The sequence below is a fragment of the Halodurantibacterium daqingense genome, from assembly GCF_042666235.1.
Lineage (GTDB): Bacteria > Pseudomonadota > Alphaproteobacteria > Rhodobacterales > Rhodobacteraceae > Halodurantibacterium > Halodurantibacterium daqingensis.
This window is the reverse complement of the sequence record NZ_JBHTFQ010000014.1, coordinates 48,258-61,741: the sequence shown is the minus strand read 5'-3', so window position 1 is coordinate 61,741 and position 13,484 is coordinate 48,258. Positions and strand designations below refer to the sequence as shown.

Annotated in this window: 16 protein-coding genes; 1 reads left to right on the top strand and 15 read right to left on the bottom strand. The window is 65.0% G+C overall.

What is annotated here, in order from left to right:
- Positions 1–140: 140 nt before the first annotated feature.
- The 14 genes from ACFQXB_RS18560 to ACFQXB_RS18495 are packed head-to-tail and all read right to left on the bottom strand — an operon-like array spanning position 141 to position 11,539.
- Positions 141–1,166: a type IV secretion system protein gene (locus ACFQXB_RS18560; RefSeq protein ID WP_377406727.1), complete on the bottom strand. Its 1,026-nt coding sequence runs from the start codon at positions 1,164–1,166 to the stop codon at positions 141–143.
- Positions 1,166–1,585 carry a hypothetical protein gene (locus ACFQXB_RS18555; RefSeq protein ID WP_377406726.1) on the bottom strand — a complete coding sequence of 140 codons (420 nt, stop codon included), beginning with the start codon at positions 1,583–1,585 and terminating at the stop codon, positions 1,166–1,168. The genes ACFQXB_RS18560 and ACFQXB_RS18555 overlap by 1 nt, the downstream gene beginning before the upstream one ends.
- 17 nt (positions 1,586–1,602) lie before the next feature.
- A complete protein-coding gene (locus ACFQXB_RS18550) occupies positions 1,603–2,637 on the bottom strand; it encodes an ATPase, T2SS/T4P/T4SS family (RefSeq protein WP_377406725.1) in 1,035 nt (344 codons plus the stop codon).
- Between the two features lies 1 nt (position 2,638).
- Positions 2,639–3,964 (bottom strand): TrbI/VirB10 family protein, encoded by a 1,326-nt coding sequence (locus ACFQXB_RS18545; protein WP_377406724.1) that lies wholly within the window; start codon positions 3,962–3,964, stop codon positions 2,639–2,641.
- Positions 3,961–4,674 (bottom strand): TrbG/VirB9 family P-type conjugative transfer protein, encoded by a 714-nt coding sequence (locus tag ACFQXB_RS18540; RefSeq protein ID WP_377406723.1) that lies wholly within the window; start codon positions 4,672–4,674, stop codon positions 3,961–3,963. The genes ACFQXB_RS18545 and ACFQXB_RS18540 overlap by 4 nt, the downstream gene beginning before the upstream one ends.
- A complete protein-coding gene (locus ACFQXB_RS18535) occupies positions 4,671–5,318 on the bottom strand; it encodes a VirB8/TrbF family protein (protein WP_377406731.1) in 648 nt (215 codons plus the stop codon). The genes ACFQXB_RS18540 and ACFQXB_RS18535 overlap by 4 nt, the downstream gene beginning before the upstream one ends.
- 26 nt (positions 5,319–5,344) lie before the next feature.
- Complete coding sequence (locus ACFQXB_RS18530; RefSeq protein ID WP_377406722.1) at positions 5,345–6,142, bottom strand: type IV secretion system protein; 798 nt, start codon at positions 6,140–6,142, stop codon at positions 5,345–5,347.
- A complete protein-coding gene (locus tag ACFQXB_RS18525) occupies positions 6,139–7,305 on the bottom strand; it encodes a lytic transglycosylase domain-containing protein (protein WP_377406721.1) in 1,167 nt (388 codons plus the stop codon). Before ACFQXB_RS18525 ends, ACFQXB_RS18530 begins: the two co-directional genes overlap by 4 nt.
- Before the next feature lie 4 nt (positions 7,306–7,309).
- Positions 7,310–7,525 carry a hypothetical protein gene (locus tag ACFQXB_RS18520; RefSeq protein ID WP_377406720.1) on the bottom strand — a complete coding sequence of 72 codons (216 nt, stop codon included), beginning with the start codon at positions 7,523–7,525 and terminating at the stop codon, positions 7,310–7,312.
- The gene (locus tag ACFQXB_RS18515) at positions 7,522–9,906 is read right to left on the bottom strand and encodes a VirB4 family type IV secretion/conjugal transfer ATPase (protein WP_377406719.1); all 2,385 of its coding nucleotides are present in this window, start codon (positions 9,904–9,906) and stop codon (positions 7,522–7,524) included. Before ACFQXB_RS18515 ends, ACFQXB_RS18520 begins: the two co-directional genes overlap by 4 nt.
- Positions 9,896–10,174, bottom strand: a complete 279-nt coding sequence (locus ACFQXB_RS18510; protein ID WP_045682577.1) for a type IV secretion system protein VirB3 — start codon at positions 10,172–10,174, stop codon at positions 9,896–9,898. Before ACFQXB_RS18510 ends, ACFQXB_RS18515 begins: the two co-directional genes overlap by 11 nt.
- A 9-nt stretch (positions 10,175–10,183) precedes the next feature.
- Positions 10,184–10,474: a TrbC/VirB2 family protein gene (locus ACFQXB_RS18505; protein ID WP_024811680.1), complete on the bottom strand. Its 291-nt coding sequence runs from the start codon at positions 10,472–10,474 to the stop codon at positions 10,184–10,186.
- Positions 10,471–11,127, bottom strand: a complete 657-nt coding sequence (locus ACFQXB_RS18500) for a lytic transglycosylase domain-containing protein (RefSeq protein WP_377406718.1) — start codon at positions 11,125–11,127, stop codon at positions 10,471–10,473. Before ACFQXB_RS18500 ends, ACFQXB_RS18505 begins: the two co-directional genes overlap by 4 nt.
- A 52-nt stretch (positions 11,128–11,179) precedes the next feature.
- The gene (locus tag ACFQXB_RS18495) at positions 11,180–11,539 is read right to left on the bottom strand and encodes a hypothetical protein (RefSeq protein WP_377406717.1); all 360 of its coding nucleotides are present in this window, start codon (positions 11,537–11,539) and stop codon (positions 11,180–11,182) included.
- Between the two features lie 221 nt (positions 11,540–11,760).
- On the opposite strand from ACFQXB_RS18495, the gene ACFQXB_RS18490 reads away from it, so the two are divergent.
- Positions 11,761–12,009: a hypothetical protein gene (locus ACFQXB_RS18490; protein WP_377406716.1), complete on the top strand. Its 249-nt coding sequence runs from the start codon at positions 11,761–11,763 to the stop codon at positions 12,007–12,009.
- Between the two features lie 77 nt (positions 12,010–12,086).
- Here the strand turns inward: ACFQXB_RS18490 and ACFQXB_RS18485 are convergent, their stop codons facing one another.
- Positions 12,087–13,283, bottom strand: a complete 1,197-nt coding sequence (locus ACFQXB_RS18485; protein ID WP_377406715.1) for a Fic family protein — start codon at positions 13,281–13,283, stop codon at positions 12,087–12,089.
- Positions 13,284–13,484: the final 201 nt, after the last annotated feature.

Here is a 13,484-nt window from a genome sequence, read left to right as displayed (position 1 = left end):
CTTCCCCGCCATCACCGACCTCAAGATGTCCACTATCGATAGTGGACACTATCACCCACTCCATCACGCAGGCAGGGCAGGCAGACCGGACGGATACTTCGCATCAAGGAGAAGGCATCATTTCGATGGCGCATTGAGTTTCATCGCCCCAACCGCTTCGCCCTCTCAGCCATCCTGACCACCTGCGCGCTCGCGGTCGCCGCAGCGCTTCGTACGGCAGCAGGCGCCTGCACAGCCCCGCGCCCGATCGCCTCGCCCGTGGTCAGTGCTCCGATCCGCGCCCTGCCCTGCACACCTGAAGTATTCACCAGCCCTCGCAGTACCCCTGCAGTCCCGCCGACGATCGCCGGTGCTGCGGCCACCATCAGGTTCCCCGAGATCCCCCGCACGATCAGGGGCGTTGCTGCGACGAAGCCCTTGGCCAGAAACACCATGACGAAGAACGGCACCAGCGAGCCGATGTTGGTCGCTGAGTTCGGGTCGCCGAGCTGGGCCAGGAGCGAATTCGCCATGCCGACAACGGTCGAGAACATGGCGGCGATGACGATGGGGTAGAAGGCGTAGCTGATCGTCGTCGAGACCCATCTGTGGAAGAAATCCTTGGTCGCGTCGAAGAGCGACAGCGCAATCATGATCGGTGCGAGGCCTAGCATCAGGGTCAGCATCATCTTGGCGAAGATGAGCACGATGCCGGTCATGAAGCCGAGGAGGCTCAGGAGCACGAGGCCGATGCCGCCGAGGATCGCGCCGGTCATCCAGTTCAGGTTGTTGCCAATCGCGTTCAGGTACTGGCTGAACTCTGTGATCAGCCGGTCGAACTCGCCTGCGAAGTAGGTGGCTCCTGCCCCGCCGCCGCCGACCGAGGAGATCAGGGCCCCGGCGATGTAGTCGAGCCCACCGATAACGGCATTGGCCACCGCGTTGAAGTTGGCCCAGTTGAAGGCGAAGAGCCCTATCAGCATCAGCTTGATCAGGTACCAAAAGAAGCTGGCCCCATCCATGCTGCGGAACTGGAAGGCCATGTTAATGCAGACGCCGATCAGTGAAAGCGTGACCATCAGCAGGACGATCGTGCCGGTATTGCTGGCCACAGCCCCGAACTGGGACTCGGCCGCATCGGCAAGGAAGCCGTCGGCAGTTCCGACCATCCAGCTGACGATGCTCATTACCAGTTGCCTTGCGCTTCGCAGATATCCTGGACGTCGCGGGCGATCTGGTTCTGTTCGGTGCGGAGGGCCAATTGGGCCTGAGTGTGCTCCGCCTGCGTGCTTGTTGCGAACCGTTCCTCGTACTCGGCGGAGGCAGCATCCCATGACGGGAAGCGCACATCACAGCCGCAGTCGCCAGTTTCCTTGATCGCCTCCCAGGACCGCAACTCATAGAGCCGCATCAACGTCAGCGCCTTGTAGGACTCGCGCGGGTGGACCTCGTCAATCCAGGCCGGCCGTGCGGGCCGGTCGTTGCAGATCCGGTACTGCTGGGGCGCGATGGTCACGGTGAGATCGTTCGTGACCTGAGGCGAGGTCTGCGCCGCGAGGGGCGCGGCCAGCAGGGTGACAACTGCGGCGAGGATGGTATGGCGCATGGGTATTTTCTTTCGGGTCATTCGGCGGCGACCGCGGGGCGCTTTGTGCCCCCGGTTCCGGCGGTGTTCTGATCTGGATGCCTTGCCTGCCCCGGCAGGAAGAACTCGGTGATGCCGCGGGCGCCGTCATGGCGCCCAGCCTGGATGATCACGTCGATGGAGCCCTCGATGTAATCGACCATGTCGGCATAGGTCATCGGCACGTCGGTCTTGAGCGCCGCGATGGCGAGGCGACGGACGGCGAGTTGCGGTGTTTCGGCATGCAGCGTGGTGAGCGAGCCGCCATGCCCGGTGTTGATCGCTTCGAGGAAGGTCATGGCCTCGCGGCCCCGGACCTCGCCCAGTACGATCCGGTCCGGCCGCATGCGTAGGGTCGAGGCCAGAAGCACATCGGCGCTTCGGGCATCGGTGTCCCGGTCGGCGATCAGAGTCACGGCATTCGGCTGTTCGGGGCGCAGCTCGGCTGCCTCTTCGATGGTGATGATCCGCTCCTCGGGCGGGATCAAGGAGAGGATCTTGCGCGCCGCCACCGTCTTGCCGGTCGAGGTGCCGCCCGAGACGATCATGTTGAGCTTGTTCTCGACGCAGAAGCGCAGGGCGGCATTGATGTCGCCAGAGGCCACTACATCGCGCAGCGCGGCGTTCCGTTCACGGCGCAGACCTTCGAGGCTGCGCTCCTTGCCATAGAGGAAGCCAAGTTTGATGGCCTCCAGAGGGAGGGAGGAAAAGAACCGCAGCGAGATGGAGGACCCGCCCTCGACGGCGGGCGGCTGGATCACCTGCGCGCGGATCGGGCGGTCGCGATAGAGGATCGAGACCGAGACGATGGGTTTCTTGGTGCTGAGCGTCGTCGAGGCAGCCGAGGCGATCTGGTTGCCGAGGTCCTTGATCTCGGTCTGGGTCAGCGGTGTGCCAAGGCCGCGCATGAAATGATCGCCCTGGAACTCGCCCCAGACCTGTCCATCGGGGTTGATACAGATCTCGATCGTGTCGTCGCGCTGCACGGGCGCGCCAAGCCGGTCGAGCGAGGCTTCGAGATAGCTTGCTGCCATGTCAGAAAAGCTCCAGATCGCGGTCGACCATGACCGTGATCCGGGTGCCCTGGTCGACATGGATCACGGGCCGTATCGCGAGATAATCCTGCATCACGCTTTGGGTGCTGTCGCGCAGGTCCGTGCCGACGTCGCTCGCGATGTCGGCCGCAGCCTCATCCTCGATCTGTCCCGCCGCCGCCGCGGGCAAGGCCCCGATCAGCGAGATCAGCGCGGCCGAGCCGAAGCGTTGCGCGAAGCGGGTGTCGACAAAGCCGGTGGTGCCGGTGCGCCCGAGCTCGTCTCCGCCAAAGGCGCTGATTTCCACGGTCTGGTTGTCGGGCAGGATGATACGGTCCCAGGCCACCATGACCCGCGACTGCGCGAGCGCCACATCGGAGCGGTAACGCCCCACAAGTCGCGCGCCGCGCGGGATCAGGACGCGCGTGCCGTCGTAGGAATGGACGTCCTCGGAGACGACGGCCCGGATGGCGCCGGGCAGCGTGCTGTCCAGCGCCGTTTCGGTCACGGCCTGGATCATCGTGCCTTGCACGACGGTGTTGCCCGGGTTCACGATCACTTCGGCGCGCGTCACCGGAGCGGGCCTTGCGCCTGCGCGCACGAAGGCCTCATCTTCATTCAGGCGTGCGGCCTCAATCCCGTTCTCCCGGTCGTTCCCTGCCCCCATCCCGGAAAACGCGATCAAGGGCGAGGCGATGCGTTCGGCCCGCGCCTCGGCTTCCGCGATGCGGCGGCGTTCGAGTTCGGCAAGCCGCAACTCCTCCTCGTTCGGGCCGAGGTCAGTCGGCTCAGGCGGGGTCAGCCGCGCGACCTCGAGGTCCATGCGCAGCTGGTCGAGCTCGCGATCGCGTTCGGTCAATTGCCGCTCGAGCGCGCGCTGCGCCTCAGTGGAGGCCTCCTGCAGCGCCGCGATCTGCGCCGTGAGATCGGCGATGGCGTGTTCTGCGCCGCTGTCAGACGCCTCGACGGGCCGTGCCCGCAGGTCTTCAAGTTCCGCCCGCAGCGTTGCGAGGCTGTCCATCAGCGCGAGTTCCGACGCGGTGGGGCCGGTCTCGGCCGTTAGCGGCGGCGCAGGCTCTGTAACGGGCATGGGGGCCAGGTCCCCAAAGCCCGATCCAGCTGTCTGGAACTCTTCCGGGGCTGCGGTCGGCAGAGGCGCTTCCGGCGATGGCTGCAGGGCGGCCCAGGCCAGACCACCCACAGCCACGATCCCGGCCACGCCGAGGATGGCTGTCAGCGGGGAGGGCCGTGCGGCGCCGCGCTTCTTGTCGCCTGTCGCTTCAAGGGCCGCAAGACGCGCAGCGAGGTCTTCGGTGTCCTGGCTCATGACGTGGGCCCGCCCATATCCTGAACACAGACCTCGTCTTCACCGAGGCGAAGCACCCATTGGCGGTTCACACCCGAGACACGGATGACGCCGTCCTCGAGCGCGGTGCTGTTGACTGCCCGCTCGCCGCCATTGGCATAGCGGAAGATTGCCGGGACCGGCGCGTTCCGCGCGAAGCGGAAATAGGTGAAGGTGCCGTCATCCCAGATGGCGGTCGGTGTGAACTCCTCGCTAGCGCTGACGGCGTAGTTGGCATTCGGCGCATCGGCCGCGACAGCCCGGGTCGGCTGTGCGCGGCTCTCGGGATAGCGGAACTGCACGACGTAATGCGGGGTCTCGCGCGCCTCGACCACATGGAAATAGTAGGAGCGGCGGTTCGTATAGACCGTGATGTTGGTGGCCACACCCGAGGCGGCCGGCTTGATCGCGAAGGCGCGTCCGCCCGGCACGCCGTCGAACTGGAAGCCCACCGTGTCGCCCGCGATGATCGAGCGGATCGTCTCGCCCTCGCCGAATTCGACGGTGGTGACGCGGGTCAGGGTGGTGACGATGCGGTAGACCTGCCCCTCGGTCCAGGTGGCGATCCGGACGCGGTTGTCATGGGGGCCGGAGCGCGGCGTGGTTTCAGCGAAGGCCGCAGGTGCGGAGAGCACGAGGGTGCCGGCGAGAAGCAGGGCGTGAACGGAAGCAAGGACGGGAACTAAGTTCATTCGGAACGGTCCGATCGGATGGCATATTGGGTGACAGTGAAGCCGAAGGGGTTCTGCCAGACATCGTCGATCGAGCGGGTCCGTTCGGGTTGGAATGCGAACATCAGCGTGACGGTGAAGGATCCGTCCTGCGCCCCTTGCGGGCTGGTCAGGCGCTTTCTGAGGCGCACCTGCGCGCGGTTCTCGCCGATCAGCGTGATCGAGGCGATCTCGACGGCCATTTCGGCCGCAGGGCCGTAGCGGGTGGGCGGATAGTTCTCCTGCCCCGAGGTCCACATGTCGCGCATGCTGGTCTCGGCCGCACCGGTCGATTGCGCCAGCACCCGGCGCACCCGCAAATCGTTGTCGAGCTGGTTGTACGCCTCACGGTCGAGGATGTAGCGGTAGATCTGCGCCTCGATGATCGCAGGTCGCTCGGCAAGCCGCACGGTCTCGACCGTGGCATTGGGCAGAGCGAGACCCGTCGCGGGATCATAGGGCACAACGACTGGCGGGGGTGTCTCGACCATCAAGGCAACGGCCGCGGCTGCAAGGCAGCCGAAGACCCCGAAGCCCGCCCCGCCAAAGCCGATCATTCGCCAGAGCTGCTCGCGGCGTAGCGCGCCGTGGATCAGTTCCTCTTCGACCAGTTCGCGCGTGCTCATACCTGCCGTCATGTCCGGTGCCTTGCTCATGGAGCGAGGCTCGGCAGGGTGAAGTCCATGTAGCGGCGCTCTTCGGCGACGGTGGCGGCATCCACCACGCCTGCATTGCCTGCGCCGAGGGTCTGGATGGCTTCAAGTTCCCACATCCGCGTCATGGCGATGGCCAGTTCCGCCGTGACACGGGTATTGTGGTCCATCGACGCCTTCAGGTCCTCCATGTCGGGAATCATCGCGACAAGCTGTTCGACACGTTCGAGGGATTGCGCCGCCTCGGCATGGCTGTTCTGGGCCGCCGCCGACATCACCGCGCCGGTTGTGGCGCGGGTCGCGACACCTTCGGCCCCCGGATTGCCGCTGGTGGCGATCTCGCGCAGCGAGTCCTCGTCAAACCCGGCGCCGGCGAGGGCCTGTTCCATCTGTGTGCGCAGAGGACCCGCATTGGGGCCGATCAGGCTTGACCAGTCGCCCGCCTGGATGCCCCGGATCAGGCCGGGGATGTCTTCGAAATTAGCTTGCAGGAGGCCGTCGAGATCGCCGCCCATGGCCAACCCAAGGATACTGCGCGGCCCGGTCAGCGAGGCATACATCTCCTCGAGCTGGTCGAACTGCTGCTGCAGGAGGTCGAGCTGTGCCAGCGCATTGTCCAGAAGATCGGTCTGGATCCCGAAATCCTGCAGCATCTGCTGAAGCTGGCGGATTTCCTGGGCGATGTTCTGGGTATCGACCGTGGGCACGCCCTGTGCGGTGACGGGCACCGCGAGGGCGGTGGTCAGCGCGAGGGTCGCGGCGGTGGTGGTGAGGGAAATGCGCAAGCGCCGGATCATCGCAATGTCTCCAGGGTGAAATCCATGAACTGCCGCTCGGCGGCTTGGGCCGCGGCCATGGCGAGTTGTTCCTCGCTGAGCGGCTGGGTATGGGCGGCCTTGATCCGGGTCCGGATCGCGACCAGTCGCGCAAGCTCGGCACGCGCATAGGTGTTGAGCGCGATGGCCTCGTGCAGGTCTTCCGTCTCGCCGATGCGGGTGATGATGTCCTGAACGCGCAAAGCGGCCGCACGGACTGAGACCAACGAATAATCCCCATAGACCCCTGCGCCATGGGCCGAGAGGCTGAAGCTCGCATTCGCCAGAAGGACCGGGTCAATGGTGCCGAGCGCATCGATGCCGCCCACGGCGGCGAGATAGCTGTTGTACTGCTGCGGGATCACCACGACGTAGTGCTGCGTCTCCGCGAAGGGCGGGACACCGCCATAGTTCTGCACGTTGCCCGGGCCCGCGTTATAGGCCGCAAGCGCGTGGATGATATTGCCATCGAACATGTTCAGCATCTGCGCGAGGTACCGCGCGCCGCCGGTGACCTGCAGCCAGGGGTCGTCGTAATAGGCCGGGTAGATCCCGAGATCGCCCGCCGTGCCGGGCATGATCTGGGTGAGCCCGAAGGCCCCCACGGGAGAGCGCGCCCCAATCTGGAAGCGGCTTTCCTGCCAGATCAGCGCCTGCAGAAGGCAGCGCCACTGGACGAGCGACAGGCCCGCACGGCTCACGCCGGGCAGGCCATGGGTGTGGCGCGCGGCGCGGATGATCAGTTCCTCGATCCCTTCCCGGGCATCGCCGAACATCCGGGCTGCGGCCGGATTGTTGTCCTCGGGCGCGTAGAGGCTGGCGGCTGCGCTTTCGACATCGTCAACCGCGCCCTGCCCCGCCTCGAGCCCGGCCACGGTGCCAGCCACATCGCCCGAGCCGAGGGACATGGCATCCATGAGCCCTTCGAGCGAGGCGAGTTGCTGGCGCTCGATCTCTGCCAGTTCCTCTTCGCGGGTCAGCCGGCCTTGCTGCAGTGCGAGATCCTGATCGGTCTGTTCGAGGATCGCCTGTCGTTCGGCAAACAGGCGCAGATCGAAGGTCGGCACGCCTTGGGCGACGGCCGGTCCCACCGAGGCACCCGTCAGCGCAAGGCTGACCATCGAGAGGGGAAGCCAGCTCCGCATGGGCTTAGCCGCCCGCTCCAAGCATCACGAAATCGCAGGCCGTGTCGCGGCGCGTGACTGCGGCACCCATCGTCGAGATCGTGGTGGTTGCGGTTGCACCTCGTGCGGGCGCATCGCGGAAGTTGAAGCAGTTGGCCTGCGCAGGGTTATGCTGCGCGCAAGCCGTCAGGGTCAGGCCGAGGCCAAGCAGCACGGCGCTGCGGATGATGGTACGGGTCATGTCACTCTCCAGAAATCAGGGCGGTCTCGGTAGTCGGGGCCGACAAGGGCCTCGCCTTTCTCCATGCCGCCAAGGATGGTCACGAGGGGGCCGAGGGCGCTGAGATCGGCGTCGATCACGACGGAACCCCGGTCGTCGCGGACAAGGGCGAGCCGCGAGGCCGAGCCGACGCCCAGAAGCACGTCGAGCTCTTTCTCGCTGAGGCCCAACATGGCGTAATCGGCAGCCGAGGCGCGGATGTTAGGCAGGAGCACCTGGGTTGGAACGGCTTCCACGATGGTCTTGCCGGTCCGCGTACGCTCGAGCTGGCTGGCATACTGGGTCATCATCACGACGACCGCGTTCTGCTTGCGCGCGGTCACCAGCCAGTTCGAAAGCCGCTCCGCGAAGTAGGCGTTGTCGAGCGCCTTCCACGCCTCGTCGATCACGATGATCGTGGGCTTGCGGTCCTCGATCACCCGCTCGACCCGGCGGAAGAGGTACGACAGGACCGCCATGCGTTCCCGCTCGCTCTCGGAATCGAGGATGCCGGTCAAATCGAAGCCCGCGACGTCCCCGTCGATGCTGAAACTGTCCTCGGCATTTGCCCCGAAGATCCAACCATAGCGTCCGTCGGCGGTCCATTCCTGCATCCGCTCGAAAAGATCGCCCTCGTCATCGGTCGAGACGAGGAGCGAGGCGAAGTCCGACCAGTTACGAAGACCTGCGTTCCCGGCGCTGGCGTTCTGGCGCACGACCTCCTGCAGGCGGTTGGTCTGCACCGGGGTCAGCGGCCGGTCGCGGCGCTCAAGAAGGCTTGCGAGCCAATCGGCCAGCCAAGCCTGCCCGCGGGCGTCGATCTCAGTCTGCAGGGGATTGAGCCCCGTGGGCCGTCCGGCACGTACCGTCGAATAGCTGCCGCCAAGCGCGCGGACGGCCATTTCCATGCCGGCGCGATAGTCGAAGACAAAGAGTCGCGCGCCTGCGCGCCGGGCCATGGTCATCAGGAACGCCGCCAGCACGGATTTGCCCGAACCGGGGCGGCCGAGGATCAGCGTGTGGCCGCCCGTGGGTTCGCGATCCGGCGTGCCCTGTTCGTGGAAGTTGAAGCGGAAGCCACTGCGCTCGGGCGTCGGGAAAAGCGTGATCGGCACGCCCCAAGGGACTTCGCGCCCGGTCTTGCCGAGCGGGGTGCGATGGAAGGTGGCGAGATCGGCGAAGTTGTGGTTCGTGATCGCGGCCTTGCGGCTGCGCGCCCCGGTGTTCCCGGGGTGCTGCGCCATAAAATGCGCCCGCGCCCCGAAGGCTTCCGAGATCAGGTTGATGCCGGAAGTGGCGGAGATGTTGCGGATTTCGGCTGCGATATCGTCAAGCGCCGTCTGGGTGCGCGCATAGACCGCCACCGTCATGTGATGCTCGCCGAAGATAAGGCGTTTCGATTCCAGATCGTCCTGGGCGAGTTCCAGTTCCTGCGCGAGGCTGACGGCCCCGTCATTGGCGGCCTGCATCAGGCGCAGCTGCCGCTTGATCCGGCCTGCCATGATGTTGGCGTTGATCGGCACGAAAGAGTGGGTGACCACCATGTCGACGGGCAGGTTCAGCTCGTCGAGCATCAGGCTGTCGGTCTTGGCGGGATAGTTCTTCACCGCGAAGATCACGCCGAGCTTGTCGCCGACGGCACCGTCGGAAAGGGCGATGGTCGTGCCGCGGAAGGTGACGCGGGTATTGGCCACATCCTCGGCGATCACGCCCAAGCGTGACCGCGGGAAGAGCGGATGCTCCTCGCCCGTGTTGAGGGAGCCGAGAAACCCCAGAAGCTCGCCAGTGCTGGCCGCAAGCAGGCGGGGCTTCAACTCGTCGAAGGACGACTGGAGAAACCCCACCACCTCATCGAGCTTGCGCAAACGGCGGGTCGTGTCCGCTGCATGTCGCGCACGCGACGCCCCCAGACCGAAGGGCAAGCGGCTCCCCGCCTCCGGGCGCTTCAGCACCGTGAGCGTCAGCGTCTTGTCGCGCAGGCCCGCTTGACCCAGATGCGCGCGCCAACGCTGATCGACGGTGGCCGCGAAGCCTTCGCCCGCGATGGGCGGCAGGGTCACGTCGACCGCTTTAGACACCTTATGCAGGTAGAAGGAGAACTCGGTTCCGACCTGCGCGACGATGCCTGCCAGGAGCCCGCCGATCCGGTCGAGATGCGCGTCCTCGCTCGTGGTGCTGTTCACCCCTTCCAGCCGGATACACTGCATCAGCTCGTTGCCCCGCGTCCGGATCGTCCGGTCGGTGACAAGGCTCACATAGGGCAGCATCGACGAGAGCCGTTTCTCGCCCTTGACCCATGCGGGCAGTGCCGTCAGCGGATCGAGAGCGCCCTCCACATCATCGGCCAATCCATCACGGGGCATAGCTGTCGCCCCCGTGAAGCTTTCGGTTCGCCGTGGGCGGGGTTTCCTGCAAGGTGATCACCAGGACATCGAGGAAGTTCGGATCCCAGTCCGCGGCTTTCCAAAGCGCCGGCCAGGCCAGCCCCGCGAACACAGCCACCACCCAGCTCTGCACCCAGAGGAACAGGAGCGTCGAGCCGAAGAGCCAGACCATGGCGTACATGATCGGCAGGCCCATCAGCTTGGGCGGCCTGAGAAGGCCGATGAAGACGCGGGACTGGTCGGACATGGGTACTTCTCAGGTCGTCCAGATGGCGGCGACGATGGTGGGCGCCGCGGCAATGCCCGCGATCGCAACCACGACCCAGAGCGCCTGGCGGAAATCGAGGATGCCGAAGAGCCAGGAGAGGAACACGCCGATCAGCGCGAGCGTGCCGATCACGATGCCCAAGGGACCGGTGATCGCATCGACGATGCCCTGAAGCAGGGTCTGTACGGGCGAGAGGTCGATGCTTTGGGCCAGAGCGGGGCCGGCCAGTACGATGAGGGCCATCGCGCCGAGCGCGACAATAGAAGATTTGGACGTCACGAAAGGTCTCCTCTCAGCCGCTGGAACACGGCTGTCACACGGGCCACATGGCCTTGGGTTTCACGAAAGGGGGGAATGCCGCCATGGCGGGTGACCGCATGGGGGCCGGCATTGTAGGCCGCGAGCGCCAGCGCGGGATCGCCGAACTGCTCGAGCATCATCAGAAGGTAACGGGCAGAGCCGTCGAGGTTCTGCGCGATGTCATGGGGGTCGACACCGAGATCGCGCGCGGTGTCGGGCATCAACTGGCCGAGCCCGATGGCCCCGACCGGACTGCGCGCGCCGGGATTGTACGCGCTCTCGACCTCGATATTGGCGCGGTAGAACAGCGCCCAATCGGTGACCGACAGGCCTGCCTGACGCAAAGCGTCATGGCTACCGTAGCGCAGCGCCGTGGTCTCGATGGCTTGGAGGATTTCGGGGGCGGCGCGGACGGCGCGCGGGGTAACCGCTGCGGCAGCCGTCACATCGTTCAGGGGATCATCATCCCCACGGGACTGCGGTGCAGCGAAGAGAAAGAGACGATCTGGAAGGGGTCCAGTCTGGGCGTCGTCGTCACCGGTGAACGAGCGCAGGCTGCTCGTGGTCTCGGCGGTGTCGATCAGTCGGCCATCAGAACTGACCTGGAAGACGAAACCGTCGGCAAGGGCCAAGGGCGCGGAACAAACGCCTGTACCCAATGCAACGACGAGCGCAAACGCGCGGTCAGTTGTCCTTGACCAGAACCGGGCCGGTCCGTGGCTCGGACGTGCGTCCGGGGGCGGCGTGACGCTCGCGAGCGCCTTCGACGAGCGGGATGCTGGCGGTCGTGCAGCCCATTTCGGCAAGGAAGCTGACAAGGCCGACGATGGTCTTGAAATCGCGCAGCTTGAGGACGCTGCGGCTGGTGACGAGCATCTTGTCGTCGCGCCCGTCCGGGGCAACGGCCCGGATGACCCAGGCGCCGTACCAACTGTTATGGCGCTTCTCGGCCCCTTCCTTGCACACCACCTCGATGAGGTAGCCTTCGGCAAGGAGGCCGCGCAGTCCGTCTTCTGTAACCACATTCGGGGCTTCTTCTATCATGGCCTTCCCTTGGGTCCTTCTTCTGCCTGGGTGCAGTCTCAGGCCCACGGGGTCGCAACACCGTGGGCGATACAAGACAACATGAATGATAGCAAGACAATTAAAACGACTTGACGAAGATCGTCTTGCTCCGATAACGGTGATAGCTGACAAACTTGTGATCTTAAAGGCAGCAAAGGAGTTTTGCCCTGCACATGACCTGTGCGCGCAACATCCCCCTAGTGCTGTTGATCACCGCGGTCGTGGTGGCAGGTCCGGTCCATGCCTGCACCCCGCCGGAGCGGCCGTTCCTGCCTGCGTCACGCGAAGACATGCGCACCTATGCGGATCTGATCCGGGGGGACTTTGAGGCCTACATCGCCGATGTGCAGGAGTACTTCCGGTGCCTGGACGAGGAACGGGCGCGGGCCTTTATCGAAGCGAGGGAAGTGAGCGAGGAGTACGGGCGGTTTCTCGACGCAGTGGAGTAGTGGTCCCCGCTCGGTCCTGAGACCCTGAAACGGCGAACCAGCTCATGCCCTGCCTGTTTCAAGCGAGCTTTCAGTCCTCACTCTTCCCGGTCAGGAAAGAGCCCCGGCATCCATCGACCTGCATATTTGGCGGGAAACGCCAGCTTTAGGGGGGCACGTGTCGATACTGAGGAGAGCGCGCCAGCCTCGAGAAGCGCGGAGGTCACGCGTCGCGCCGTGCGGTCGCTCGTACCCAGGATGGACTCGACCTCTCCCCGTTCGATCTGTCCCTGATAAAGAACAGCTTTCAGAACAGTATCGGATTTCACAGGCAGGGATCCGGCACGCATCTCCTCTTCCGCCCAGATCAAAATGCGGTCCCTCAGCCGGTCGGGCCGCATGAGCCCTGCCATGAACTCCACTTGGTCGATGCAGATGCGCAGAAAGAACTGCGCGAAGGAGGCAAGCGCAGCCTCGCTGAGCGTGCCGCGGCCGTCACGGTCGCCACAGCGCGGCCCATCACAGGCGGCGAGGTGTTCCTTGTAGGCCGCCTCCTGCCGCGCCAGCCCGCGCGCCACTGACCAAAGGCCGCGCGTGTCCAGGGTCTTGCGCAGCATGGCGTAGGACATGAGACGTGCAACGCGCCCATTCCCGTCAAGGAAGGGGTGCACCCAGAGAAGCCGGTGATGGGCGCAAGCGGCGGCAAGGATCGGTTCGATCCTGCCGGGCAGGCTATAGGCTTTGTGCATTCGGTCGAGGAAGCGGGGGACGGCTCCAGGGCTGACGGCGATATGCCGTCCGACTTCAACGTATCGTGTGCGCAATTCCCCGGGCACAACCGGGATTTTTTCGCCTGTCTTTGGGTTCTCGACGAAGAGAAGTTCGGGCGGCAAGAGTTCACAAAATCGGCGATGCAGTTCAGTGATCGACGCAGGCGCGGTCGGTGGTTCCGCCATGCCATCTTCGTCGATCCATTTCTGGACGGAGACATGCGCCTTGGCTTCGAGCTGAAGGTTTCGCTTCTTCGGATCGGCGCTGTAGTCGTTCCGCATCGCGCGTTCGATGTCGATGGGATGGGTGTCATGCCCCTCGATGAGGTTGCTGTAGTAGCAGTTCATCGCCCGCACGAGATCGGCAAGCGGCTCTGCGATTGAAACGGGCAAGCTGCTGCGGAAGGCGGCGGATTTCTCCGCCAACTCGAGCACAAGATCATTCAAGCCTGAGCGGACAGGAGAGCCCTCCGAGACCATGAGGGGCTCGAACAAGCCTACCGTTTCGCCGTCATCACGGACCATCACATGACCTTCCCGCTGGCCGCTTTCTTGGCCGTACGCATTCTCCATAAAATGGCTATTTATCATAGTAGTGCGCTACAGGCTACGGAGATCACGTCCGGTGGTTTGGCCGGTTCGATGTCCACTTATGCTTGGCTCAGGGATCCCATTGCCCAATCGGTGCCCTGAAGCCACGTCACGCGTCAGACCGACATCTGCGAC

Excerpts from the sequence above, each read along its gene's own strand:
- ACFQXB_RS18535 (WP_377406731.1), bottom strand. The coding sequence starts at position 5,318 with ATGAGCACGCGCGAACTGGTCGAAGAGGAACTGATCCACGGCGCGCTA.
- ACFQXB_RS18495 (WP_377406717.1), bottom strand. The coding sequence starts at position 11,539 with ATGATAGAAGAAGCCCCGAATGTGGTTACAGAAGACGGACTGCGCGGC.
- ACFQXB_RS18560 (WP_377406727.1), bottom strand. The coding sequence starts at position 1,166 with ATGAGCATCGTCAGCTGGATGGTCGGAACTGCCGACGGCTTCCTTGCC.
- ACFQXB_RS18550 (WP_377406725.1), bottom strand. The coding sequence starts at position 2,637 with ATGGCAGCAAGCTATCTCGAAGCCTCGCTCGACCGGCTTGGCGCGCCC.
- ACFQXB_RS18555 (WP_377406726.1), bottom strand. The coding sequence starts at position 1,585 with ATGCGCCATACCATCCTCGCCGCAGTTGTCACCCTGCTGGCCGCGCCC.
- ACFQXB_RS18540 (WP_377406723.1), bottom strand. The coding sequence starts at position 4,674 with ATGAACTTAGTTCCCGTCCTTGCTTCCGTTCACGCCCTGCTTCTCGCC.
- ACFQXB_RS18520 (WP_377406720.1), bottom strand. The coding sequence starts at position 7,525 with ATGACCCGTACCATCATCCGCAGCGCCGTGCTGCTTGGCCTCGGCCTG.
- ACFQXB_RS18485 (WP_377406715.1), bottom strand. The coding sequence starts at position 13,283 with ATGGTCCGTGATGACGGCGAAACGGTAGGCTTGTTCGAGCCCCTCATG.
- ACFQXB_RS18545 (WP_377406724.1), bottom strand. The coding sequence starts at position 3,964 with ATGAGCCAGGACACCGAAGACCTCGCTGCGCGTCTTGCGGCCCTTGAA.
- ACFQXB_RS18515 (WP_377406719.1), bottom strand. The coding sequence starts at position 9,906 with ATGCCCCGTGATGGATTGGCCGATGATGTGGAGGGCGCTCTCGATCCG.
- ACFQXB_RS18510 (WP_045682577.1), bottom strand. The coding sequence starts at position 10,174 with ATGTCCGACCAGTCCCGCGTCTTCATCGGCCTTCTCAGGCCGCCCAAG.
- ACFQXB_RS18525 (WP_377406721.1), bottom strand. The coding sequence starts at position 7,305 with ATGCGGAGCTGGCTTCCCCTCTCGATGGTCAGCCTTGCGCTGACGGGT.
- ACFQXB_RS18530 (WP_377406722.1), bottom strand. The coding sequence starts at position 6,142 with ATGATCCGGCGCTTGCGCATTTCCCTCACCACCACCGCCGCGACCCTC.